We start from the raw sequence: 24,509 nt of genomic DNA on the forward strand, positions 1-24,509 counted from the left end.
CTGCCACGCCCGGGGGTCAGCGCGTGTCGGCCTCCGAGGCGCCCTCGGCGAGGACCACCGCTCGTCCGGCCTCGAGCCTGGCCGCCGGTACCCGCGGCGGCGAGCACGACACGTAGTCCAGGCCCACCTCGGCGAAGAACCGGACGGAGGCCGGGTCGCCGCCGTGCTCACCGCAGATGCCCAGGCCCAGGTCCGGCCGGGTCGCGCGGCCCTCGGCGACCGCGATCCGGACCAGCCGCCCGACACCGTCGACGTCGATCGAGTCGAACGGGTCGGTGGGGACGAGCCCGGACTCCCGGTAGGCCGGCATGAAGCTGGCCTCGGCGTCGTCGCGGGACAGCCCCCACGTGGTCTGGGTGAGGTCGTTGGTGCCGAAGGAGAAGAAGTCGGCGTGCCGGGCGACCTCGCCGGCGGTCAGAGCTGCCCGGGGCAGCTCGATCATGCTGCCGACCGGGATGCTCACCGTCGTGCCACGCTCGTCGGCGACGGCGCGGACCGCCTGCTCGATGACCCGGCGTGCCGCAGCGAGCTCGGCCGCCTCGGCGACGAGCGGGACCATGAGCTCCGGACGCGGGTCGAACCCCTTCTCCAGCAGGTCCGCGGTGGCGTGCGCCAGGGCCCGGGCCTGGACGGCGTACAGCTCGGGCACGACGGCGACCAGGCGCACGCCCCGCAGGCCGAGCATCGGGTTGGTCTCGTGCCAGCGGCGGACGCCGGCGAGCAGACGGGCGGTGTCCTCGTCGGCCCGGCCGGCTGCCTCCTCCAGGGCCGCGTGCACGGACAGCTCGGTGAGGTCCGGCAGGAACTCGTGCAGCGGCGGGTCGAGCAGCCTGACCACCACCGGGAGCCCGTCCATCGCCTCCAGGACACCGCGGAACTCCTCACGGTGCAGGTCGTGCATCCGGCTGAACGCGGTCTCGCGGTCCCGGTCGAGGACGATGTCCTCGACGATGTGACGACGCTCGCCGAGCAGCATGTGCTCGGTGCGGCACAGCCCGATCCCCTCCGCGCCGAGACGGCGGGCCCGCCGCGCGTCCTCGGGGGTGTCGGCGTTGGTCAGGACTCCGGTCGTGCGGCGCAGGTCCGCGTGGGCCAGCAGCCGGACGACTGCCTCGACGAGCTCGTCGTCGGGGGCCGCGCCGGGGTCCTCCAGCGCGGCGGCGACGACACTGGCCTCGACGTCCAGCTCCCCGATCGACACCACGCCGGCGGTGCCGTCGACCGAGATGACGTCACCCTCGCGGACCTGGCCACCGGGACCGGTAACGACCCGGCGCTCGAGGTCGACCTGGAGCCCCTCGGCTCCGGCGACGCAGGTGCGGCCCATGCCGCGGGCGACCACGGCGGCGTGCGAGGTGAGCCCACCGCGGGCGGTGACGACGGCGACGGCGGCGACCATCCCGGGCAGGTCCTCCGGACTCGTCTCCGGCCGGACGAGGACGACGGTCCGGCCCTGGGCGGCCCACTCGACGGCGCGCTCGGAGTCCAGCACCGCCTCGCCGACCGCGGCACCGGGGCTGGCGGGCAGGCCCCGAGCGAGCACCCGCCGCTCCTGGTCGGCGGCGAACCGCGGGTGCAGGAGCTGGGTGAGCTGCTCGCCGGTGACCCGGCGCAGGGCCTCGTCGAGGTCGATGACCCCCTCGTCGACGAGCTGGGTGGCGATCCGGAAGGCGGCCCCCGCCGTCCGCTTGCCGACCCGGGTCTGCAGGATCCACAACCGCCCGTCCTCGATGGTGAACTCGACGTCGCACAGGTCGCGGTAGTGGTTCTCCAGCGTGGCGAGGTGCCCCATGAGCTGCTCGTAGGCCGGCGGGTCGATGTCAGCGAGCCGTGCGAGCGGGACCGGCTGCCGAATGCCGGCCACGACGTCCTCGCCCTGGGCGTTGGTCAGGTAGTCGCCGTACGCGCCGCGGTGCCCGCTGGCGGGGTCACGGGTGAAGCAGACGCCGGAGCCGGAGCGCTCGCCGGTGTTACCGAACACCATCGCGACGACGTTGACCGCCGTGCCGAGGTTCGGGTCGATGCCTTCCCGGGAGCGGTAGAGGACCGCGCGCGGGGAGTTCCACGACTCGAACACGGCACGCACCGCCCGGGTCAGCTGCTCCCGCGGGTCCTGAGGCAGGTCCTCGCCCGCGTGCTCGCGCAGCAGCTCCCGGAACCGGGTGGCCACGTCAGCGAGCGCGGCGGCGTCCAGGCCCTGGTCGTCACGCACCCCGGCGCGCTGCCGAGCCTGGTCCAGCACGTCCTCGAAGAGCTGGCCGTCCACGCCGAGCACGGTTCGCCCGTACATCTGCACCAGGCGGCGGTAGCAGTCCTGCGCGAACCGCTCGCCGGCGCGCCGGGCCAGCCCGGGCAGGGTCTCGTCGGTGAGCCCGACGTTGAGGATCGTGTCCATCATCCCCGGCATGGAGAAACGGGCACCGGAGCGGACCGAGACGAGCAGCGGGTCGGCGGGGTCACCGAACCGCCGGCCGGCGGCGTCCTCGACCCGGCGCAGGTGCTCCTCGACCTGCTCGGCGAGGCCCTCGGGCTCGTGACCTTCGGCCAGGTAGGCGCGACACGCCTGAGTGGTGATGGTGAAACCCGGCGGGACCGGCAGTCCCAGGCGGGTCATCTCGGCGAGGTTCGCGCCCTTGCCGCCGAGCAGGTCGGCCATACCCCGGTGTCCCTCGGCGAACGACAGCACCCAGGTGGTGCCTGCGGCGTCCGCGGGACGGTCGGCTTGCGTCGTCATGACCACGACGGTCTCCTCTCCTCGACCCGGCCGACCGGACCGTCGGCTACGGGTTCAGCAGCTCCCTGCAGGCAGGCCCGCCAGGCGAGCGGGACACGCGGCCCCACGGCCGGCAGGTCCATCCCCACCCGCCAGGCGTCGTCGAGCTCGGCGGGGGTGGTGCAGCCGTCCGGGCGCGGCACGGTCCGAGCCAGCTCGTCGAGCAGCGCCTGCCGGTAGATCTCCAGGCATGCCTCGCGGCGGTGCCGGGCGCCGTGCGGGACGACGAAGACCGTGCGGGCCGACTCGTCGACCAGCCACGGGTGCTCGGTGGCGACGTCCCCGCCGAGGACGACGAGGGCGGCGTCCCGGGAGTGGTCGGCGATCACCCTGGGGCCGCCGTCCCCGGTGTGCACGGTGGTGACCGGGACTCCGGCCTGCTCGGCGTCCGCGCCGAGGACCTCGAGCAGCCGGGTGGTGTCACCGCGCACCCGGGCCAGTGCCGAAGCCGGCCGCTCTCCCGGGCCTGCCAGGTAGGGGCGCACGACGCGCAGCGGACTGTGCCGCCGGACGGCGGCAGCCACGGCGACGTCCAGGACCGGCAGCGCGGCACCGAGGCGACCGGGGGCGTGGGCGACGACGGCCCCCGGGGCGGCGTCGACGGGGCCCGAGCCGCCCCGGGCCACGAGCAGCGGGCACGAGGACGTGCGCACCAGCTCGCGGCACACCGCCGGACCTGCCAGGGCGCTTGTCCGGGACGTGACGACGGGGGCTCCGAGGACGAGGACGGAGGACTCGGCGGAGAGCCGGCGCAGCACGTCGACGGCACGGCCGCCGGTGCGCTGGGCCGCGACGGACAGCCCCGGGTAGAGGCCGGTCAGCCGCGCGGTGAGGTCGGACAGGGTGTCCACCGGGGTATCGACGCCGACGATGCGCAGCGGGGCCCCGCGCAGCAGGGCCTCGAGCGCGCCCTCGTGCGCGGCGAGCAGGCTCTCGGGGGAGCCGTCGACCGCGACCACGACCGGGTCCGGCTCGGCGAGCCTGATGTCGAGCGCCCCGTCAGGCACGTCCCTCACCACCGCTCCGCGTCGTCCGGCGGACCTGCCTCAGGACCGAGGCTAGGTGGCCGGGGCGGCGGCGGCGAGGGTCACAAGTCCCGGCGAGGGTGGCGGGACTGCATGATCACGAAGGGGTGGGTCAGGAGCGGTCGAGCCTGGCGGCGAAGACGGCGGCCTGGGTCCGCCGCTCCATCCCGAGCTTCGCGAGCAGGGAGGACACGTAGTTCTTGACCGTCTTCTCGGCGAGGAACATCTCCTCGGCGATCTGCCGGTTGCTGAGCCCGTCGGCGATGAGCGCCAGGATCCGCTTCTCCTGCGCGGTCAGCGAGGCGAGCCGCGGGTCCTCGGCCGGGCCGCTGCGCAGCCGCTGCAGCACCTGCTCGGTGACGGCCGGGTCGAGCAGCGACTGACCTGCGGCCACCCGGCGGATGCCGTCGATGAGGTCCGAGCCCCGCACGTCCTTGAGCATGTACCCGGCCGCACCCGCCATGATCGCCGCGAACAGGGCCTCGTCGTCGTCGTAGGAGGTGAGGATCAGCGCCTTGATCTGGGGGTCGCGGGAGCGCACCTCGCGGCAGACGTCGATACCGCTGCCGTCCGGCAGGCGGGCGTCCAGGACGGCGACGTCGGGACGCAGCGCCGGGATCCGGCGGGTGGCCTCGCCGGCCTCGCCGGACTCCCCCACGACCTCGATGTCACCGGACAGCTCGAGCAGGTCCTTGAGACCTCGGCGGACGACCTCGTGGTCGTCGACGAGGTACACCTTGATCTTCGCCACCCGTCGATGCTACGCCGTGCTCGCCCCTGTTCGGCCCGGCGGGACGAAGGTCCTCCGGGCGGGGGTCCTTCGGGTGTGTCCTGGACGGCACCGCTCGGCGCAGTATCGGCACAACGCCGGCCGGCACGGCAGGTGGCGGCGCGGACGCCGGAGCCGACGACCGGCGCCCCGGTCGTCCCAGCAGGAGGTGGTGTGGTGCCCAGGACCGAGGACCGGACGGGCGGACGCACCGGGACGGCCGACCGACCGACCCGGGTGGTGGTGGGCTACGACGGGTCCTCCTCGGCCGACGAGGCGCTCGCCGCGGGCATCGAGCAGGCGCGCGAGACCGGCGCGCCCCTGCACGTGCTCAGCGCGGTGGAGACGCCCGACCGGGCACCGGCGTCCGAGACCGCCTACCGCCGCGCCAGCGTGGAGGCCGTGACCCGTGCCCTCGACCGGGCGGCCGCCGTCCTCGGTGAGAACCGGGTCACCAGCCTGGTGGAGCCAGGCTCCCCCTCGGCGGTCCTGCTGGCGCGCACGGAGCCGCAGGACCTGCTCGTCGTCGGCAGCCACGGGCACCGCCCGGTCGCCCGGATGCTGCTCGGGTCGACGAGCACGGCGGTCGCGGCCCACGCCCGCTGCCCGGTGCTCGTCGTCCGTGGCCCGCGGATGCGCTCGCGCGGGCCCGTCGTCGTCGGCGTCGACGGCTCCCCGGCGTCCGCCGTCGCGGTGGCGTGCGCCGCCCGGCTCGCCGAGCGGGAGGGGGCGACGCTGCGCGCCGTCATGGCCCTGTCCCCGGTGACCGACGCCCTCGGGTTCGTCTCCGGACCCGAGGACCCCGAGATCACCCGGGCCCAGGCCCTGCTGTCCGAGGCGGTCGCCAGGGTCCCGCTCGAGCACCCGGGCCTGCACCTGGAGCAGGTGCTGACCCAGACCCACCCGGTGGAGGCGCTGCTGCGGCACTCCCGCGGCGCCCGACTCGTCGTCGTCGGGACCCGCGGACTCGGGGGGATCGAGGCGATGCTGCTCGGCTCGGTGAGCCGGGAGGTGCTGCACCACGCGTCCTGCCCGGTGCTCGTCGTCCGGGGGGCGACCACGTCCGGTGACGCGGGTGGGAGCCCGACGGTCCTGGCCGCCACCGCCTGACCGGACCGGCCGTGCTGACCGGACCTGACCGGGACCGCCCGCCCGGTGGTCGCGCAGGACTAGCATCGGGCGCCGTGGAGCCCAGGACCGGACGGGACCCAGGTCTCGTGCCGGGACTGTCCCGTTTCGACCTCGACGACCTGCTCGCCGAGCTGCGCGAGCGCGCCGGCGCCGTCCGACGCTCGCAGGAGCGGATGAGCGCCCTGCTCGACGCGGTCGTCGCCGTGTCCTCCGAGCTCGACCTGGCCGCGGTGCTCGAGCGGATCGTCAGCACGGCCTGCCTGCTCTCCGGTGCCCGCTACGGCGCGCTGGGCGTGCTGTCCCAGGACGGCACCCGGCTGGTGGAGTTCGTCACGCACGGCATCGACGCGCAGACCCACGCCCGCATCGGGCACCTGCCCACCGGACGCGGCGTCCTCGGGCTGCTCATCGAGGACCCGCGGCCGCTGCGGCTGAGGGACATCGCCGAGCACCACCGGTCGGTCGGGTTCCCCGAGCACCACCCACCGATGCACGGGTTCCTCGGGGTGCCGGTCCGCACCCACGAGGAGGTGTTCGGGAACCTCTACCTGACCGAGAAGCTCGACGACGAGGGCCGGGTCTGCGACTTCACGGTCGAGGACGAGGAGCTCGTGGTCGCGCTCGCCGCCGCCGCCGGGGTGGCGGTGGAGAACGCCCGGCTCTACGAGGGCAGCCGGCAGCGCGAGCAGTGGCTGCAGGCCGCCGCCGACTCCACCCAGGCGCTCACCGGCGGCCACGACGTCGCCCACGGGCTGCGCCGGGTGGCCGAGTCGGCGAGGGAGGCCGGGGGCACCGACGTCGTGCTCGTCGTGCTGGCCAGGCGGGAGGGGCAGGGTGGGGGCGGGGACGTGCCGGTCGACCAGGCCGAGCTTGAGCTGGCCGCGGCCGCCGGCGTCGCTGCCGGGAGCCTCCCGGAGACGCTGCCGGCGACCGCGCTGGACTGGGACCGCCAGGACCGCTCCCCCGTCGAGATCGACGCCTCCGCGCTGACCGGGGCGCTGGGCCCGGCGGTCGGGGACGTGGGCGGCGCGGTGAGCGTGCCGATGTGGGCCGGGGAGCAGCGGATCGGCGCGCTCGTCCTCGCCGGACGGCGGACCGGTGACCTGCCGGACGACGAGCTCGGCCTCGTGCGCTCCTTCGCCGAGCAGGTCGCGCTGGCCATCGAGGTGGCGGCGGCGCACCAGGACCGGGCCCGGCTCGCCGTGCTGGAGGACCGCGACCGCATCGCGCGCGACCTGCACGACCACGTCATCCAGCGGTTGTTCGCCGTCGGGCTGTCGGTGCAGACCGCTGCCCGCGCCGCGGTGCCCCCGGAGCTGTCCGAACGGCTGGAGCGGGTCGTCGACGACCTCGACGAGACCATCAAGGACGTGCGGCGCACGATCTTCCAGCTGCGGTCGCGCAACGTCGTCGACGGGCTGCGTCAGGAGGTCGAGGGCGTCGTCGCCGACGCGGCCGACGCTCTGGGCTTTGCTCCCCGGCTGCGGATCGAGGGCCCGCTGTCCACGGTCCCGGCCGACGTCGGCGACGAGCTGCTCGCCGTGCTGCGCGAGACGCTGACGAACGTCGCCCGGCACGCCGCAGCGCGACGGACGGAGGTCCGCGTCCGGGTCGGCAGCGAGATCGAGGTGTCCGTCCGGGACGACGGCGTGGGCATCCCCGAGCACACGGCGCGCCGCAGCGGGCTGGGCAACCTCGCCGAGCGTGCCGCCGCCCTCGGTGGGACGTTCGAGGTGACGGCCGCCGACGGTGGCGGCACGGTCGCCCGCTGGCGGGTGCCCCGGGCACACCAGGACTCACTCCGGTGAAGACGATCGACCTCGGCGCCGTCCACGGGCTGCTGACCCGCGTCCCGGGCGAGCAGCCGCGGGTCGTGGCCAGCGGCAACTTCGCCACCCCGGCCACCCTGCTGGGAGCCGTCGACGCGGCGCTGCCGGCGTACCGGCTGTTCGTGCTCAACGGCCAGCCCGGCCTGCCCGACCGGGAGGGCGTCGTCCCGGAGACGGCGTTCGTGGGACCGGCACAGCGGCGCCACCCCCGGCTCAGCTACGTGCCGAGCCGGCTGTCGCTGGTGCCCCGGCTGTTCTCCACCACCCTGCCGCCGGACGTCGTCGTCCTGCACACGACGACGCCCCGGGACGGCGCGGTCTCCCTCGGCACCGAGGTCAACGTGCTGCCGGCCGCCGTGGAGGCGGCACGAGCCCGTGGCGGTCTCGTCCTCGTGCAGATGAACCCGCAGATGCCGTGGACGTACGGGGACGCGGTGCTGCCCCTCGACGACGTGGACGCCGGCGTCGAGGTCGACGAACCGCTGCCGGCCCACACCCCGCTGCCCGTCGACGACACCTCCGCGGCGATCGGCGAGCGGGTGGCGGCCCGGGTGGGGGACGGCGCCACCCTGCAGACCGGGATCGGCGCCGTCCCGGACGCGACGCTGGCGGCCCTCACCAACCGCCGCGGGCTGCGGATCTGGACGGAGATGTTCAGCGACGGCGTCCTCGGCCTGGACGCGGCCGGCGCGCTGGACCCGGGGACGCCGCTGACGACGTCGTTCGTGTTCGGCTCGGCGGAGCTGTACCGCTGGCTCGACGGCAACGAGCGGGTGCGGCTGCTGCGCACGGAGCGGACCAACGCGCCGGCGGCCATCGCCCACAACCCGGCGATGACCAGCGTCAACACCGCGCTGCAGGTGGACCTGTTCGCCCAGGCCAACGCCTCGCGGATCGCCACCCGGATCTACTCCGGCTTCGGTGGCCAGACGGACTTCATCGTCGGGGCGCTGCAGTCGCCCGGCGGGCAGGCGCTGATGGCGCTGCGCTCGTGGCACCCCAAGGCCCTGGTCTCGACGATCGTGCCGCTCGTCGACGAGCCGGTGACGTCGTTCCAGCCGAGCGCCGTGGTCACCGAGCAGGGGACGGCGGAGATCTGGGGCCGGGACGAGCGTGGCCAGGCGCGCAACCTCATCGAGCACGCCGCCCACCCGCAGGTCCGCGACGAGCTGTGGGAGGAGGCCCACGCTCTCGGGCTGGCCTAGGTGAGCAGCTCCTCCAGCGGCCGGCGCGGGGTGGGCGGGACGTCCACCAGCGGGTGCCCGAGCCGCAGCACGACCTGCGGGAAGCCGAGCACGTCGAGCACCTCGGCGAGCTCCTGACGGGTTCGGGGGTCCTGGGTTGCCTGGTCGGCGAACGTGGCGACCAGGCCCGCCCCGGTCGCCCGCAGCAGCAACCGCTCGAGGGCCATCCCGGCGACCAGCCAGTCCCGTCGCCGGTCACCCGAGGTGCTGATGGCCACGAGGGTGGAGGTGTCCAGGACCTCCTCGACCTCCTCCGCGCGCACGACGCCGGTGTCGGTCTGCTCCTGCACGAGGGAGTCCACGGGGTAGGGAGCGGTGCCCAGCGACCCGACGGGGATCCCGTCGACGGGCTCCTCCCCGCTCCCCCAGTGCCGGATCCACGCGTCGATCTCCCCGACGAGCTCGCCGTTCGCGGCCTGCGTCTGGACCGCCCGGGCCAGCAGCCGGGCCACCGCGCGCCGGGTGGGCCGGTCGACCACCGTGAGCCGGGCCCCCTCGCGGGCCACCGAGCGCTCCAGGTCACCCAGGACGTCGGAGTCCACCGGCTCCGGGCTGTGCACCCGCCGGTGGGTGCGCCGCCGCGGGACCGCCGCGGCGTCGGCGAGGTCGTCGACGGACGGCGGGTGCGCCGGACCGGCGCGGACGACGGCCAGCAGGGTGGAGTCCGGGCCCTCGGGCAGGATCTCCACCCTCGGCGTGCTGCCGGCCGCGGCGAGGGCGACCACGGCGTTGAGCACCGCGGCGCCGCAGGAGATCGTCCGCAGCCGGCCCCGCGGGTCCAGCACGGGCAGCGCCCGGTCGACGTCCTCGTGGACGGCGAGCCCGTCGGCGAGGGCCCGCAGCCGCCACGGCTGGGTGTTGTGCACCGACGGTGCCAGCCGGGCGGCCTCCGCCATGGCCCGGACCTGTTCGGACAGCTGCGCTCCAGGGGTCCTCGTCGTCATCGGTGCCACCGCCTCCGTCGTCACCTGGTACACCGATCCTGCGGTGGGCCGGTACCGGGGGCGAGGGGCTTAGGTCCCGGCGGGCCCGGCAGGGCCGGTGCCCAGCATCTCGAGCAACCGGTCCACGAGCACGGCCTGGCCGCTGACGAGCAGCCGGCGAGCGTCGTCCGGGGAGAACCAGGCGACCCGGTCGACCTCCGGCACCCGGACCCGGTGACCGGACCGCGGTGGCCACTCCAGCTCGAAGGTGCCGGGCACGACGTCAGCCGGGTCGAGGTCGCCCGCCACCGCCCACACCGTCACGACCTTCCCGCTGCGCTGGCGGACCTCGCCCAACGGGACCGGCTCACCCTCGGGGGGCGGCAGGCCGAGCTCCTCGGTGAACTCGCGGCGGGCGGCGGTCAGCAGGTCCTCGCCGTCCTCGGGCTCACCCTTGGGGACGGACCACGCTCCGGCGTCCCGACCCGCCCAGTAGGGCCCGCCCATGTGGGCGAGCAGCAGCTCGACACGCTCACCCGCCCGCCGGACGACGAGCAGGCCGGCGCTACGGCGGGACACCGGGTCAGCGCGGGACCGCTGCTCCGAGAACCGCCCGCTCGGCGAGGTCCTCGGTCAGCACCTCGCGCAGGAGGTCCACCGCCTGGACCACCTTGGGGCTGCGCAGCGAGTAGTACACGTTGCTGCCGACCCGGTTCGCCAGGACCAGTCCACGGTCCCGCAGCACCGCCAGGTGCTGACTGGTGTTGGGCTGACCGATGCCGAGGGACTCAGAGAGCTCCCCGACGCTCAGCGGCCCGTTCCGCAGCTCGTTGATGATCATCAGTCGCTTCGGGTCGGCGATCGCCTTGCACACCCGCGCGTGGAGCTCGTGCAGCTGGGCCGCGGTCTCAAGGTCCACGAGGCGTCCTCCTGTCGCGGGCCGGTCGTCGCAGGGGCACGGGGGAGTCACGGGCCGGTCCAACAGCAGTCTAGGCCGCCTCCGACCCGCCGGTCGCACCGACCGGTACGGTGTGCCGCCACCAGGGGGTCGGAGAAGTCGGGAGGACAAGCATGCCGCGAATTCCGCTGCGACGTACCGGGTCCGTGCCCCGCCCCACCTCCGGGGACGTCGTGGCGGGGGTCACCGTGGCACTGGTCCTGATCCCCCAGTCGCTCGCCTACGCCGAGCTCGCCGGCATGCCGCCGCAGCACGGCCTGTACGTCGCGGCGCTGGCACCGATCGCCGCGGCGGCACTGCAGTCCTCGCCGTACCTGCAGACCGGTCCGGTGGCGATCACCTCGTTGCTGGCCTTCGGCGCACTGGCGCCGCTGGCCCCGCCGGGTTCACCGGAGTACGTCGGGCTGGCCGGCCTGCTGGCGCTCGGCGTCGGGGTGGCCCGGGTGCTGCTCGGGCTGCTCCGTGCCGGCGCCGTCGCCTACCTCATGTCCCAGCCGGTGCTGGCCGGCTTCACCGTCGCCAGCGGTCTGCTCATCGCGTCCTCGCAGCTGCCGTCGGTGCTGGGGCTCTCCGCGGAGGACCCGAGCCCGGTGCGGTCCGCGCTGACGGCGCTGGGCCGCCCCGGGGACTGGGACCTGGTCGCCGTGGGCTTCGCGGCAGCGGCCCTCGTCGGGATCCACCTGGGGCGCAAGGTGTCCCCGCTGTTCCCGGCGGTCCCGCTGGTCGCCGCCGCGGCGATCGCGGTCAGCAGCTGGATCGGCTACGACGGGCGCCGGGTCGGGGACGTGCCGAGCGGTCTGCCGCAGCTCAACCTCGACCTGCCGTGGGGCTCGACGGGCGCGCTGCTCGTCCCGGCCGTCGTCATCGCGCTGGTCGGGTTCGCCGAGCCGGCCGCCATCGCGCGGCGGTACGCCGCGGAGGACCGTGCCCGGTGGGACCCCGACCGGGAGCTGGTCGGGCAGGGAGTGGCCAACATCGTCGCCGGTTTCGGCGGCGGCTACCCCGTGGGGGGGTCGTTCTCCCGGACGTCGCTGGGCCGCCTGGCCGGGGCGCGGACCAGCTGGAGCGGCGCAGTCACCGGCCTGGTCGTCCTGTCGTTCCTGCCGTTCGTCCAGGTCCTCTCCCCGCTGCCCACCGCCGTCCTGGGCGCCCTGGTGATCTACGCGGTCCTGCCGCTGATCAACTTCGGGGCCTTCCGCGCCTTCTGGCGCTTCTCCCGCGTGCAGTTCACCGTCGCCGTACCGACCTTCGTCGCCACCCTCGCTCTCGCGCCACGGGTCGACCTCGCCGTGCTCGGCGGGATCGCCCTGGCCGTGCTCGTGCACCTGTGGCGCGAGCTGCAGCTCGAGATGCCGATCGAGGTCGCCGGCGACACGCTCGAGGTCCGCCCCGAGGGGGTGCTCTACTTCGCCTCCGCCCCGGGCCTGCAGGAGGAGCTCAACCGCCTGCTCGCCGAGCACCCGGACGCCCGGCGGATGAGGGTGCACCTCGACCGCCTCGGACGAGTGGACATGAGCGGGGCACTGGCGCTGCGCGAGGCGCTCGCCGAGGCCTCCGCCGCCGGCCTGGACGTCGAGATCTGCGACGTCCCGGCGACGAGCCGGCGGATCGTCGACTCCTGTCTGGCCGACCTCGTGGCCGACGACGAACGCGGGGACTCCACCCACCCGTGATCATGCAGTCCCGCCACCCCCGCACGCCCCACCCGTGATCAGTCGACGATCCCCATCTTCGTGATCATGCAGTCCCGCCACCCCAGCCCCGCCGGCTCGTGCTGGGGTGGCGGGACGCGTCCACGTCCGCCGTCGGCGCCTGCCTCAGGCCCGCAGACTCGTCGACGCGGCGCACTGGTTGCGGCCGACGTCGAGGACGTCGAGCTCGTCCTCGGGCAGCTGGAGTCCTGCGTTTACCTTGCGAATGGTGTCGTAGGTCTCCGGTGCCGCTGGCAACGAGGTGACGATCTCCTCGACGAACGCCTCGATGGCCGCCTCGCTGAGCAGCGTGGCGGTGAAGATCTCCCGCAGCGTGGTCGTGACCAGCCCGTCGGGACCGATCTCCTCTGCGGTCGACCAGTGCGCCGGGGCGACGACGGTGTCCGGGTCCAGCGGCTCGAGACGCTCGTGCACGCTGCGGAACAGGTCGCGGGCCAGCTGCTCGGCCTGCCCGGTGAGGTCCGGGCGGCCGAGCCCCCGGACGAAGACGGTGTCACCGCTGAGCAGCAACCGGTCGTTGACGAGCAGCGCGGTGGTGCCGGGGGTGTGCCCGGGCAGGTGCATGGTCATCGTCCTCACCGTGGCACCACCCAGGTCCAGGACGTCCCCGTCGTGCAGCGGACGGTTGGGGAACGGCACGACGCCGCCGGCGTCCTCCGGCGGCAGGTGGTACTCGGCCCCGACCTGCTCGGCCAGCGCCGGCCCGCCGCTCACGTGGTCGGCGTGCACGTGGGTGTCCACGACGTGCCGGATCCGCATCCCGTGCTCCTCGGCGAGGCCCAGGTACGTCTCCGGGACCCGCGCCGGGTCGACGACGACACAGCCCTGGCCCGGTACCCCGATGACGTAGGACAGGCAGGCCTTCGCGGGGCGCTGCAGCTGCCAGGCGCGCAGGCCCTCGCCCAGACCTGGGATCTCCCGGGGCACCAGCAGCCGCTGCCACGCGTCGGTCCCGCCGACCAGCGAGCGGGCTCGGACGCCGGCCGCCTCGAGCTCCTCGGCGACCAGCTCGGAGCCGTTGCCCTGGCCGCACACCACGACGGTGCCGGCGGGGACGGTGGGCGCGATCTCATCGAGCCCCTCCATCACCCGCCAGACCGGTACGTTCCGGGTGGCGACCGGGCGGCTGCCCTCGACGCGGCTGGCGGCGAACTCGTCGGCGTTGCGGACGTCGAGGATCTCGGGCACGGAGCCGGCGGCGATCTCCTCGAACAGCTGGGCGGGTGTGATGGTGTCGGCCATGGATCGTCCCCTTTGACGTAGAAGGCCTTCTCTGACGGAGGCGTGCACCTGCCGGAGGCGGGCACTGCCCGTGCGGCCCGCCTGCTCCGGGTGAGGCCACGAAATCCAGCCGCTCCAGGTTCTTGCGGTATGCGCACGTGCGCATCTAGTGTTCCAGGTCACACAACGTCGTGTGAAGAGCCGGAGGGGTACAGATGACCGACACCAGCGCTGACCCGGAGAACAGCGGAGCCGATGGCGGGACGCCCGCCGGCGGGGAGGGAATGACCATCGTCGCCTGGAGCGGCGACCTGGACCGGGTCTGGCCGACGCTCATCCTCGGCTCGACCGGCGCCGCCTACGGCATGAACGTCACCATCTTCTTCACCTTCTGGGGACTGTTCACGCTCGTGCGGGACGACGTCCGGATCACCGGGACGAACGCCATGACCAAGGCCCTCGCCGGGGTCAACCCGCCGGGTATCGGCCGGATGAAGCTGTCCAAGCTCAACATGGCCGGAGCCGGCCCCTGGATGATGAACAAGCTCGCCCGGGACCAGAAGGTGTCCGGTCCCAAGGAGCTGGTCGAGATGTGCCAGGAGCTCGGCGTCCAGATGTGGCCGTGCGAGATGACCATGGACCTGCTCGGCCTGCGTCAGCACCAGCTCATCGACGGGGTCGGCGAGCCCGTCGGCGCCGCCACCGCCCTGGCCGCGATGAGCCGCTCGAACATCAACCTCTTCATCTGATCTCACGACCTCGTCCAACCACCGCCTCACCAGAACCGAAGGAGCCCGCACCATGGAGTTCGCCAAGACCGTCGACGCGAAAGGAAAGAAGTGCCCGATGCCGGTACTTCTGGCCTCTCGCGGCATCAAGGACCTGGCGCCCGGAGACCTCATGCTCATCGAGGCCACCGACAACGGCTCGAAGAGCGACATCCCGTCGTGGGCCCGGGACACCGGCAACGAGCTCGTCGAGGCGAGCACCTCGGACGGTGTCCACCGCTACGTCATCCGGCGGAAGTAGCCGGTGACGCGCTACGGGTTCGCCATCGACCAGCGCACGTGCATCGGGTGCCACGCCTGCACCGTCGCGTGCAAGACCGAGAACGACGTCCCGGTGGGGCAGTTCCGCACCTGGGTGAAGTACGTCGACACCGGGACCTTCCCTGACACCACGCGCTCGTTCGGCGTGATGCGGTGCAACCACTGCACCGACGCGCCGTGCCTGAAGATCTGTCCCACCAAGGCGCTGTACAAGCGCGACGACGGCATCGTCGACTTCGACGGGGACCGCTGCATCGGCTGCAAGAGCTGCATGCAGGCCTGCCCCTACGACGCCATCTACATCGACGCGCGCACCAACACGGCGGCGAAGTGCAACCTGTGCGCGCACCGGGTCGACAACGACCTCGAGCCGGCGTGCGTGGTCGTCTGCCCGACCCACTCCATCTGGGTCGGCGACCTCGACGACCCCACCAGCGGAATCGCCCGCCTGGTGGCGACCAACGAGACCGCCGTGCGGTCCCCCGAGCAGGACACCGGGCCCAACGTCTTCTACCTGGGCGCCGACAGGGCGGTGCTCGACCCGCTGGCTGCCCCGGTCGACGACACCTACATCTGGGCCAAGCCGGACGCTCACCGGCTGGAGACCGCCGGCGACCTGCCCGGGGACCCGACGACGCAGGCCCGCACGACCCTCAACACCGCTCATCCCCGGCCGTGGGGGTGGCGGGTGACGACCTACCTGTGGACCAAGGCGGTGGGGGCCGGCGCGCTGGCGGTCGCGGCGCTCGCCTGGCTGCTCGGCATCGACCTGGGGGTGGTCGGCAGCATCGTCGCACCGGTCATCGGCATGGTCGGTGCCGCCGCAACCGGTGCCCTGCTCGTCTGGGACCTCAAGCGGCCGGAGCGGTTCCTCTACATCTTCCTCAAGTCGAACTGGACGTCGTGGCTGGTCATCGGCGCCTACATCCTCGTGCTGTTCTCCGGCGGTGCCCTGCTCTGGCTGGGAGCCGCCGTACTGGAGCTCGACGTGGCGCTGACCGTGCTGGCCTGGGTCGGTCTGCCGGTGGCGGCGATGGTCGCCGGGTACACCGGCTTCCTCTTCGGGCAGGCCGAGGGGCGGGACCTGTGGCAGACGCCGCTGCTGTTCTGGCACCTGCTGGTCCAGGCCGCGATGGTCGGCTCCGGTGCGCTGCTCGTCGCCTCCCTCGTGGTGGACCTGCCCGCCGACAGCCAGGCCTTCCTGGCCCGCACGCTGGCCGTCTCGGCGATCGCGCACCTGCTCGTGCTGCTCATCGAGTACACCAGCAAGCACGCCAGCCGGCAGGCGGCCACCGCGGCCCACGTCATCGTCGCCGGACGCTACGCGCGGCTGTTCTGGCTCGGCGGTGTCGTCCCCGTCGTCCTGGCGGCGGCTGCCGCGCTGGCCGGCTGGGGCGGCGAGGCCGTCGGGCTGGTGGCGGTCGCCGGTCTGCTCGTGCAGGGCGGCCTGCTCGCCTACGAGTCCGCGTTCGTCCGCGCCGGTCAGGACATGCCGCTGTCCTGACCGGCCACCGAGCCTCACCCGAGCCTCACCGAGCCCCAGACACCCACAGCTGTGCCCCACGCGGGAAGGACCAGGAACCACGCATGACCACCGACACCACCAGTGAGGGCCGCCAGCCGGGACGCGACACCGGAGCCGGCGACCGTCCGGACCGGGCCGCCGTCCCGATGCCGGGAGCCCGCAGCCACGAGCGACTGCGGAACTACCCGCCGCCGGAGACCTGGGACAACCACGTCGAGTACGACGCGCGCGCACACCCCCGCAAGGTGCCGCACACGTACTCGCTGATCCCGACCATCTGCTTCAACTGCGAGTCCTCCTGCGGCCTGCTCGCCTACGTCGATCACGAGGACCTGTCGGTCAAGAAGTTCGAGGGAAACCCCGCCCACCCCGGCTCCCGGGGCCGCAACTGCGCCAAGGGCCCGGCGACGATCAACCAGGTGCACGACCCGGAACGGATCCTGCACCCGCTGCGCCGGGTCGGGGAGCGCGGCTCGGGCCAGTTCGAGCAGGTCTCCTGGGACGAGGCGCTCGACGACATCGCCGCCCGGATCCGTCGGGCCATCGTCGAGGACCGGCGCGACGAGGTGATGTACCACGTCGGCCGGCCCGGTGAGGACGGCTTCGTCGAGCGGGTGCTGCAGGCCTGGGGCGTGGACGGTCACAACAGCCACACGAACGTGTGCTCCTCGGGTGGACGGACCGGGTACACCCACTGGATGGGCTACGACCGGCCCTCACCGGACTACGCCAACGCCAAGGTCATCGTGCTGCTGTCCAGTCACCTGGAGACCGGGCACTACTTCAACCCGCACGCCCAGCGGATCATGGAGGCCAAGGCGGACGGCGCCAAGGTCGTCGTCCTGGACCTGCGGCTGTCGAACACCGCCTCGCACGCGGACCTGTGGATCGCGCCGTGGCCCGGCAGCGAGGCCGCCATCTTCCTGTCCGTGGCGTCCTACCTGCTGCGGACCCGTCAGATCGACGCCGACTACATCCGCCGGTGGGTGAACTGGGACGTCTACCTGGAGCGGCTGCACCCGGACGCCCCGAAGGACTTCGAGGTGTTCCTCGAACGGCTCACCGAGGACTACTCCCGCTACACCTTCGAGTTCGCGGCCGCCGAGGCGCACGTCCCGGTGGAGCAGATCGAGGAGCTCGCTCGGATCGTCTCCACCGCCGGTACCCGGCTCGCCACGCACACGTGGCGCTCCGCCGCGGCCGGGAACCTCGGCGGTTGGCAGATCACCCGCAGCCTGTTCTTCCTCAACGTGCTCACCGGCAGCGTCGGCACCGTCGGCGGCACCCACCCCAACGGGTGGGACAAGTTCATCCCGCACTTCCCGCAGATGCCCGAGCCCAACGACGTCTGGAGCGAGATGCTGTGGCCGCGGGAGTACCCGCTGACCACGAACGAGATGTCCATCCTGCTGCCGCACCTGCTCAAGGACGGCCGGGGGCACCTCGAGGTGTACTTCAGCCGGGTGTACAACCCGCTGTGGGTCAACCCGGACGGCTTCACCTGGATCGACGTCCTCAAGGACGAGAAGCTCATCGGCCTGCACGTCGCGCTGACCCCGACGTGGAGCGAGTCGGCCACGTTCGCGGACTACGTCCTGCCGATGGGGCACGCCTCCGAGCGGCACGACACGATGTCCTTCGAGACCCACACCTCCAAGTGGATCGCGTTCCGCCAACCGGTCCAGCGGGTGGCGATGGCCCGCCGCGGCATCCCCTTCCACGACACCCGGGACACCAACCCCGGTGAGGTCTGGGAGGAGAACGAGATGTGGTTCGAGCTCTCCTGGCGGATCGACCCCGACGGCTCGCTCGGCATCCGGCGCTGGTTCGAGTCCGCGGAGCGGCCCGGCGAGCGGATGACCATGGACGAGTACTACGAGACCCTGTTCGGTCACAGCGTCCCCGGCCTGCCGGAGGCCGCCGCCGAGCAGGGCCTGACCCCGCTGGAGTACATGCGCCGGTACGGCGCCTTCGAGGTGGCCAAGGACGTGTACCGCCTGGACGAGCGCCCGCTCACCGAGGCCGAGCTCGACGGCGCCGAGCCCGACGCCTCGGGGGTGCTGCGCAAGCCGGTCACCCTGGACACCCAGCCACCTCTGGTCGGCGAGGCCGGCGCGGTCGGCGTGGTGCACGAGGACGGCACCCGCACGGCGGGCTGGCTGTCGCCGTCCCGCAAGCTCGAGCTGTACTCGACCACGCTCGCCGACTGGGGGTGGCCCGAGCACGCCACCCCGGGGTACATCGAGTCGCACGTCTCGGCCCGTCGGATCGACCGCGACAACGACGAGTTCGTGCTGATGCCGAACTTCCGGCTGCCGACGCTGATCCACACCCGGTCGGGCAACGCCAAGTACCTCAACGAGATCTCGAACACCCACCCGCTGTGGTTCAACGCCGCGGACGCCGCGGCGATGGGCGTGGCCACCGGGGACCTGGTCCGGGTCACCACCGAGATCGGGTACTTCGTCGCCCGCGCCTGGGCCACCGAGGCGATCCGCCCCGGTGTCGTCGGGCTCTCCCACCACATGGGCCGGTGGATGCAGGAGGGTCACCCGGGCAGCCGCTGGGTGATGGGCAAGGTAAAGCTCGACCGCAGCGAGAACGGCATCTGGAAGCTCAGGTACACCGAGGGCATCCGCCCGTTCAGCAGCGACGACCCGGACTCCGAGCGGATCACCTGGGACGACCCCGGGGTGCACCAGAACCTCACGTTCCCGGTGCAGCCCGACCCGGTCTCCGGCATGCACTGCTGGCACCAGAAGGTGCGGATCTCCAAGGCCGGACCGGACGACCAGTACGGCGACGTCGAGGTCGACGTCAACGCCTCCCGGGAGGTCTACCGGCGCTGGCTGGCGATGGCCAGGCCCGGCCCGGGGCCCGGAGGGCTGCGACGTCCGGAGTTCCTCATGCGGCACGTCACGCCCAAGCGCTCGGCGTACCGGGTGGCCGCGGCGGCGGAGGCAGGACGGTGAGGCTGCTGTCCGGTGGCCGGCGCATCCCGGCAGCAGCTGTCGACCGGGAGGCGGTCCTCGCGGCCCTGCACCGGGTCGAGGACCCCGAGCTGCACCTGCCGCTGGATGACGCCGGGATGCTCGAGGAGGTCGGGGTCGAGCGGTCGGGGACGGTCCGGGTGACCCTGCGGCTGACCACCCCGACGTGCCCGCTCAAGGACACCCTGGTCGGTGGGGTGACCCGCGAGGTCAGCTCGGTCGACGGCGTGGAGCGGGTCGAGGTCACGTTCACCGCGATGTCCGACAGCCAGAAGATGCAGCTGGCCACGCGGCTGCGCGGGGACGACAGGTCTGGGGCGCACCCGTTCGGGCCCGACTCCACGACCCGGGTCTACGCCGTGGCCAGCGGCAAGGGTGGTGTCGGCAAGTCGACGGTCACGGCGAACCTCGCGGCCGCGCTGGCGCGGCAGGGCCAGCGGGTGGGGGTCCTGGACGCCGACATCTGGGGGTACTCGGTCCCGCAGCTGTTCGGCGTCCGGCGTCCGCCCGTCGCGATCAAGGGCGTCATGCTGCCGGTCGAGGCCCACGGGGTAGCGCTGATGTCGGTGGGCTTCATCGTCGACGACGCCGAGCCGGTGATGTGGCGCGGACCGATGCTCCACAAGGCGATCCAGCAGTTCCTCTCGGACGTGCACTGGGGCGACCTCGACGTCCTGCTCATCGACCTGCCACCGGGTACCGGCGACGTGACGATGTCGCTGCTCGAGCTCGTGCCGGACGCCGCGCTGGTCGCGGTGACCACGCCGCAGCCGGCGGCCCGCACCGTCGCCGAACGGGTCGGGCGGATGGCCCGCAACGCCCGGATGCCGGTGGCCGGGGTGGTCGAGAACATGACGTCGCTCGCCTGCGGCAGCTGCGGCGCGCACACCGCGGTGTTCGGCACCGGCGGCGGCCAGCTGCTCGCCGACGCCATCGCCGCGCCGCTGCTGGGGCAGGTCCCCCTCGACCTGGCCACCCGCGAGGCCGGCGACACCGGCGTCCCGGTCGTCGTCCACGACCCCTCGTCACCGGCCGCCCGCGAGCTCGACCGCATCGCGGCGGACCTGCCGGTGGTGCGGCGGTCGCTGGCCGGACGAAAGCTGCCGCTGACGGTGGTCTGACCCCGGCGCACGACGGCGCAGGACCGGGCCGAAGAGCACTCGCGGTCGGGCCCGGTCCTGGGCCACAGTGGAGACATGACCCAGCTCGAGGAGTCCACCCGCCCCCTGGACGACGCCCAGCTCGCCGCGATTGACGCCTGGTGGCGCGCGGCGAACTACCTGTCGGTCGGCCAGATCTACCTCATGGACAACCCGCTGCTGCGGGAGCCGCTGAAGCCGGAGCACGTCAAGCCACGACTGCTCGGCCACTGGGGGACCTCCCCCGGCCTGAACTTCATCTACGCCCACTGCAACCGGGTGATCATGCAGCGGGACGTCAACATGATGTACGTCATCGGCCCGGGGCACGGTGGCCCGTCGATCGTGTCCGCCGCCTGGCTCGAGGGGACCTACTCGGAGATCTACCACGAGGTGAGCCGGGACGCCCAGGGCATGAAGCGGCTGTTCACCCAGTTCAGCTTCCCCGGCGGGATCCCCAGCCACGTCGCCCCGGAGACCCCGGGGTCCATCAACGAGGGCGGTGAGCTCGGCTACGCGCTCTCGCACGCCTACGGTGCGGTCTTCGACAACCCGGACCTCGTCGTCGCGGCTGTCGTCGGTGACGGTGAGGCGGAGACGGGTCCGCTCGCGACGTCCTGGCACTCGAACAAGTGGCTCGACCCCCGCCGGGACGGCGCCGTGCTGCCGATCCTGCACCTCAACGGGTACAAGATCGCCAACCCGACCGTGCTGGCCCGCATCCCGGAGTCCGAGCTGCTCGACCTCATGCGCGGCTACGGGTACGAGCCTTTCGTCGTCGCCGGCTCCGACCCGGCCGACATGCACCAGCGGTTCGCCGCGACGATGGACACGTGCATGGACCGGATCTCCGCCATCCAGCAGGCGGCCCGCTCCGGTGGAGCGACCGAGCGGCCGACCTGGCCGATGATCGTGCTGCGCTCCCCCAAGGGCTGGACCGGTCCACCGGAGATCGACGGCAAGAAGGTGGAGGACTACTGGCGCAGCCACCAGGTCCCCTTCGCCGACACCCGGCAGAACCCTGACCACCTCGAGGCGCTGCGGACCTGGATGCTCTCCTACCGGCCCGAGGAGCTCTTCGACGAGCAGGGTCGCCCGGTCCCGCAGATCGCCGACCTGCACCCGGCCGGCCAGCGGCGGATGAGCGCGAACCCGCACAGCAACGGGGGTGAGCTGCTCGTCCCGCTGCGGCTGCCCGCCTGGCAGGACTACGCAGTCGACGTCCCGCGGCCCGGCGCGACCGCGGCCGAGGCGACCCGGGTGATGGGCCGGTTCCTGCGCGACGTCATGGCGGCCAACGCCGACCAGTCGAACTTCCGGCTGTTCTCCCCGGACGAGAACAACTCCAACCGCTGGCAGGACGTCCTCGAGGTCACCGACCGGGCCTGGAACGCGCAGACCCTGCCTGAGGACGACGCGCTGGCCCCGGACGGCCGGGTGATGGAGATCCTCTCCGAGCACACCTGCCAGGGATGGCTCGAGGGCTACCTGCTGACCGGACGGCACGGGTTCTTCTCCTGCTACGAGGCGTTCATCCACATCGTGGACTCGATGTTCAACCAGCACGCCAAGTGGCTGGAGGTGACGAACAGGATCCCGTGGCGCCGTCCGGTCGCGTCGCTGAACTACCTGCTGTCCAGCCACGTGTGGCGGCAGGACCACAACGGCTTCTCCCACCAGGACCCGGGCTTCATCGACCACGTCGTCAACAAGAAGGCGGAGGTGGTGCGGGTCTACCTGCCACCGGACGCCAACACGCTGCTGTCGGTGACCGACCACTGCCTGCGCACCAAGCAGTACGTCAACGTCATCGTCGCCGGCAAGCAGCCGTCCCCGCAGTGGCTGGACGCCGAGCAGGCCGCGCTGCACTGCGCCCGGGGCATCGGCATCTGGGACTGGGCCAGCACCGACCAGGACAGTGAGCCGGACGTCGTGATGGCCTGCGCCGGCGACGTCCCGACGATGGAGACGCTGGCTGCCGTGGAGATCCTGCGCGGGTTCTTCCCCGACATCCGGATCCGGGTCGTCAACGTCGTCGACCTCATGCGGCTGCAGGACGCCTCGGAGCACCCGCACGGGCTGACCCGCCGGGAGTTCGACGCCATCTTCACCCAGGACAAGCCGATCGTCTTCGCCTACCACGGCTACCCCTGGCTCATCCACCGGCTCACCTACCGGCACACGAACCACGTGAACCTGCACGTCCGCGGGTACAAGGAGGAGGGCACGACGACGACGCCGTTCGACATGTGCGTGCTCAACGAGATCGACCGGTTCTCCCTCGCGATCGACGTCATCGACCGGGTCCCCAGGCTCGGCGACGCAGCCGGCTACGCCCGCCAGGAGCTCAAGGACGCGATCCTGCGTCACCGGCAGTACATCCGCCGGTACGGCGAGGACATGCCGGAGATCGCGAACTGGCAGTGGCAGAGCTCCGCGCAGGAGGACGCCGAGGGCACCGCCGGGCACGGGGAGGGCGTGCTGGCCACCGCCGGCGACAACGACTAACCCCCTCGGTGATCATGCAATCCCGCCACCCCCTTTGGTGATCATGCAATCCCGCCACCCTTTCGCCCGCTGCTGACCACAGAATGCTGCGTGCGGCACGGGCTGGCCGGCGTGTCGCGCCAACAACCCAGCAGTCTGTGAGCCGGACGGAAGCGGGGGTGGCGGGATTGCATGATCACGGGTGGGTCGTGCGGGGTGGCGGGATTGCATGATCACGAAGGGGTGGCGCCGGTTGGCGAGCCACTGAGCAGCGGGCGCCGCAGGTCCCTGGCCGCTTGACCCCTGTCGACCGCAAAATCATCATGACCACACTGGTCGTCCAGACCACTGCGACTGTCACACGTGGTCACGTAGCAGTTGCCCGCCGTGTTCGAGGAGCCCGTGGTGAAGCGTCAGATCCCCAGTCCCCACGACCTGGCGCCGCTGCTCAGGCTTCAGAAGCCGACGCTGTCACCCCGAGACCGCCGCCTGAAGTCTGCCTTGACGATCGAGGACCTGCGGCAGGTGGCCAGGCGCCGCACGCCAAGGGCGGCCTTCGACTACACCGACGGCGCCGCCGACGAGGAGACGTCTCTGGCCCGCGCGCGGCAGGCGTACCGGGACGTCGAGTTCCAGCCGGAGATCCTGCGGGACGTCTCCACCGTCGACACGTCCGTCGAGGTGCTCGGCGCGAGGTCCGCCCTCCCGTTCGGCATCGCGCCGACGGGGTTCACCCGGATGATGCAGACAGAAGGGGAGGTCGCGGGAGCCACCGCCGCTGAGGCCGCCGGGATCCCGTTCACGCTGTCGACCATGGGGACGACGTCGATCGAGGACGTGGCAGCCGCAGCTCCCCGAGCGCGCAAGTGGTTCCAGCTGTACATGTGGAAGGACCGCGACAAGTCGATGGCCCTGGTCTCGCGCGCCGCCCGGGCCGGCTACGACACCCTGCTCGTCACCGTGGACGTGCCGGTCGCCGGCGCCAGGCTCCGGGACGTACGGAACGGACTGACCATTCCGCCGGCGCTCACTCCGCGGACAGTGATCGACGCGGCGCAGCGTCCCGCCTGGTGGTTCAACTTCCTGACGACTGAGCCACTGTCGTTCGCGTCGCTCGGCTCGTGGCCGGGCACCGTGGCCGAGCTCATCGACACGATGTTCGACCCGAGCGTCACCTACGACGACCTTGCGTGGATCCGCGACCAGTGGCCGGGAAAGCTCGTCGTCAAGGGTGTGCAGACAGTCGCTGACGCGGTTCGCGTGGCGACCACGGGAGCCGACGCAGTCCTGCTCTCCAACCACGGTGGCCGTCAGCTGGACCGCGCGACAGCGCCGCTGCACCTGCTCCCCGACGTGGTCAGGGAGGTCGGCTCCCAGGTGGAGGTTCACGTCGACACGGGCATCATGTCGGGGCAGGACATCCTCGCCGCCCTGGCCAACGGCGCGCGTTTCACCCTGATCGGACGCGCGTACCTGTACGGCCTCATGGCCGGAGGCCGACCTGGCGTGGACCGGGCGATCGAGATCCTCAAGGGTCAGATCGAGCGGACCATGCGGCTGCTCGGCGTCACCACTCTCGCGGAGCTCGAGCCGCACCACGCACGGATCCTCGAGCACCGGCACCCTGCCCAGAGCCGCCTGTGGGAATCGAACCCACGACCTATTCATTACGAGTGAATCGCTCTGGCCAACTGAGCTAAGGCGGCGCGGCCGGCTCTGCCGACGCGGTCCGCA

General features: G+C 72.7%; 18 protein-coding genes and 1 tRNA gene. 11 read left to right on the forward strand and 8 right to left on the reverse strand.

Annotation, left to right across the window (positions count from 1 at the left end; all coding sequences use genetic code 11):
* Positions 1-16 precede the first annotated feature (16 nt).
* The 3 genes from ppdK to ACFP6A_RS01795 all read right to left on the reverse strand — a co-directional run bounded on the left by ppdK (position 17) and on the right by ACFP6A_RS01795 (position 4,549).
* Positions 17-2,734 carry a pyruvate, phosphate dikinase gene (gene ppdK / locus ACFP6A_RS01785; protein ID WP_379601091.1) on the reverse strand — a complete coding sequence of 906 codons (2,718 nt, stop codon included), beginning with the start codon at positions 2,732-2,734 and terminating at the stop codon, positions 17-19.
* On the reverse strand, positions 2,731-3,789 hold the full coding sequence (locus ACFP6A_RS01790; protein WP_379601093.1) for a hypothetical protein: 1,059 nt from the start codon (positions 3,787-3,789) through the stop codon (positions 2,731-2,733). Before ACFP6A_RS01790 ends, ppdK begins: the two co-directional genes overlap by 4 nt.
* Positions 3,790-3,910: 121 nt before the next feature.
* Positions 3,911-4,549 carry a response regulator gene (locus tag ACFP6A_RS01795; RefSeq protein ID WP_379601094.1) on the reverse strand — a complete coding sequence of 213 codons (639 nt, stop codon included), beginning with the start codon at positions 4,547-4,549 and terminating at the stop codon, positions 3,911-3,913.
* A 195-nt stretch (positions 4,550-4,744) separates the two neighbouring features.
* Here ACFP6A_RS01795 and ACFP6A_RS01800 point away from each other — a divergent pair, with 195 nt between their 5' ends.
* The 3 genes from ACFP6A_RS01800 (at position 4,745) to ACFP6A_RS01810 (ending at position 8,732) form a co-directional block, all read left to right on the forward strand.
* A complete protein-coding gene (locus ACFP6A_RS01800; RefSeq protein ID WP_379601096.1) occupies positions 4,745-5,677 on the forward strand; it encodes a universal stress protein in 933 nt (310 codons plus the stop codon).
* A gap of 74 nt (positions 5,678-5,751) precedes the next feature.
* The gene (locus ACFP6A_RS01805; RefSeq protein WP_379601097.1) at positions 5,752-7,506 is read left to right on the forward strand and encodes a GAF domain-containing protein; all 1,755 of its coding nucleotides are present in this window, start codon (positions 5,752-5,754) and stop codon (positions 7,504-7,506) included.
* The gene (locus tag ACFP6A_RS01810) at positions 7,503-8,732 is read left to right on the forward strand and encodes an acetyl-CoA hydrolase/transferase family protein (RefSeq protein WP_379601099.1); all 1,230 of its coding nucleotides are present in this window, start codon (positions 7,503-7,505) and stop codon (positions 8,730-8,732) included. The genes ACFP6A_RS01805 and ACFP6A_RS01810 overlap by 4 nt, the downstream gene beginning before the upstream one ends.
* On the opposite strand, the gene ACFP6A_RS01815 is transcribed toward ACFP6A_RS01810, so the two are convergent.
* The 3 genes from ACFP6A_RS01815 to ACFP6A_RS01825 form a co-directional block, all read right to left on the reverse strand.
* On the reverse strand, positions 8,729-9,715 hold the full coding sequence (locus ACFP6A_RS01815) for an Acg family FMN-binding oxidoreductase (RefSeq protein WP_379601100.1): 987 nt from the start codon (positions 9,713-9,715) through the stop codon (positions 8,729-8,731). The two genes, ACFP6A_RS01810 and ACFP6A_RS01815, sit on opposite strands and share 4 nt — an antisense overlap.
* A gap of 69 nt (positions 9,716-9,784) precedes the next feature.
* The gene (locus ACFP6A_RS01820; protein ID WP_379601102.1) at positions 9,785-10,273 is read right to left on the reverse strand and encodes an NUDIX domain-containing protein; all 489 of its coding nucleotides are present in this window, start codon (positions 10,271-10,273) and stop codon (positions 9,785-9,787) included.
* A gap of 4 nt (positions 10,274-10,277) precedes the next feature.
* Complete coding sequence (locus tag ACFP6A_RS01825) at positions 10,278-10,613, reverse strand: ArsR/SmtB family transcription factor (protein WP_379601103.1); 336 nt, start codon at positions 10,611-10,613, stop codon at positions 10,278-10,280.
* A 152-nt stretch (positions 10,614-10,765) separates the two neighbouring features.
* Here ACFP6A_RS01825 and ACFP6A_RS01830 point away from each other — a divergent pair, with 152 nt between their 5' ends.
* Positions 10,766-12,325 carry a SulP family inorganic anion transporter gene (locus ACFP6A_RS01830; RefSeq protein ID WP_379601105.1) on the forward strand — a complete coding sequence of 520 codons (1,560 nt, stop codon included), beginning with the start codon at positions 10,766-10,768 and terminating at the stop codon, positions 12,323-12,325.
* Positions 12,326-12,469: 144 nt separating this feature from the next.
* On the opposite strand, the gene ACFP6A_RS01835 is transcribed toward ACFP6A_RS01830, so the two are convergent.
* Entirely contained in the window at positions 12,470-13,606 is a 1,137-nt protein-coding gene (locus ACFP6A_RS01835) for an MBL fold metallo-hydrolase (protein WP_379601106.1), read from the reverse strand.
* A 263-nt stretch (positions 13,607-13,869) separates the two neighbouring features.
* Between ACFP6A_RS01835 and ACFP6A_RS01840 the strand changes: the two genes are divergently transcribed.
* The 7 genes from ACFP6A_RS01840 to ACFP6A_RS01870 all read left to right on the forward strand — a co-directional run bounded on the left by ACFP6A_RS01840 (position 13,870) and on the right by ACFP6A_RS01870 (position 24,452).
* Complete coding sequence (locus ACFP6A_RS01840) at positions 13,870-14,334, forward strand: DsrE/DsrF/DrsH-like family protein (protein WP_379601444.1); 465 nt, start codon at positions 13,870-13,872, stop codon at positions 14,332-14,334.
* A gap of 52 nt (positions 14,335-14,386) precedes the next feature.
* Positions 14,387-14,614, forward strand: a complete 228-nt coding sequence (locus tag ACFP6A_RS01845; RefSeq protein WP_379601107.1) for a sulfurtransferase TusA family protein — start codon at positions 14,387-14,389, stop codon at positions 14,612-14,614.
* 3 nt (positions 14,615-14,617) lie between these two features.
* A complete protein-coding gene (locus tag ACFP6A_RS01850; RefSeq protein WP_379601109.1) occupies positions 14,618-16,138 on the forward strand; it encodes a 4Fe-4S dicluster domain-containing protein in 1,521 nt (506 codons plus the stop codon).
* Between the two features lie 167 nt (positions 16,139-16,305).
* Entirely contained in the window at positions 16,306-19,131 is a 2,826-nt protein-coding gene (locus tag ACFP6A_RS01855; protein ID WP_379601446.1) for a molybdopterin-dependent oxidoreductase, read from the forward strand.
* Positions 19,128-20,270 (forward strand): Mrp/NBP35 family ATP-binding protein, encoded by a 1,143-nt coding sequence (locus ACFP6A_RS01860; protein ID WP_379601111.1) that lies wholly within the window; start codon positions 19,128-19,130, stop codon positions 20,268-20,270. The genes ACFP6A_RS01855 and ACFP6A_RS01860 overlap by 4 nt, the downstream gene beginning before the upstream one ends.
* Before the next feature lie 75 nt (positions 20,271-20,345).
* Positions 20,346-22,796, forward strand: a complete 2,451-nt coding sequence (locus ACFP6A_RS01865; RefSeq protein ID WP_379601112.1) for a phosphoketolase — start codon at positions 20,346-20,348, stop codon at positions 22,794-22,796.
* A gap of 384 nt (positions 22,797-23,180) precedes the next feature.
* Positions 23,181-24,452 (forward strand): alpha-hydroxy-acid oxidizing protein, encoded by a 1,272-nt coding sequence (locus tag ACFP6A_RS01870; RefSeq protein WP_379601447.1) that lies wholly within the window; start codon positions 23,181-23,183, stop codon positions 24,450-24,452.
* On the opposite strand, the gene ACFP6A_RS01875 is transcribed toward ACFP6A_RS01870, so the two are convergent.
* Positions 24,408-24,481, reverse strand: a tRNA-Thr gene (locus tag ACFP6A_RS01875). The genes ACFP6A_RS01870 and ACFP6A_RS01875 overlap by 45 nt on opposite strands.
* Positions 24,482-24,509: the final 28 nt, after the last annotated feature.

The organism is Quadrisphaera sp. GCM10027208, from assembly GCF_042658805.1.
Lineage (GTDB): Bacteria > Actinomycetota > Actinomycetes > Actinomycetales > SCSIO-59966 > SCSIO-59966.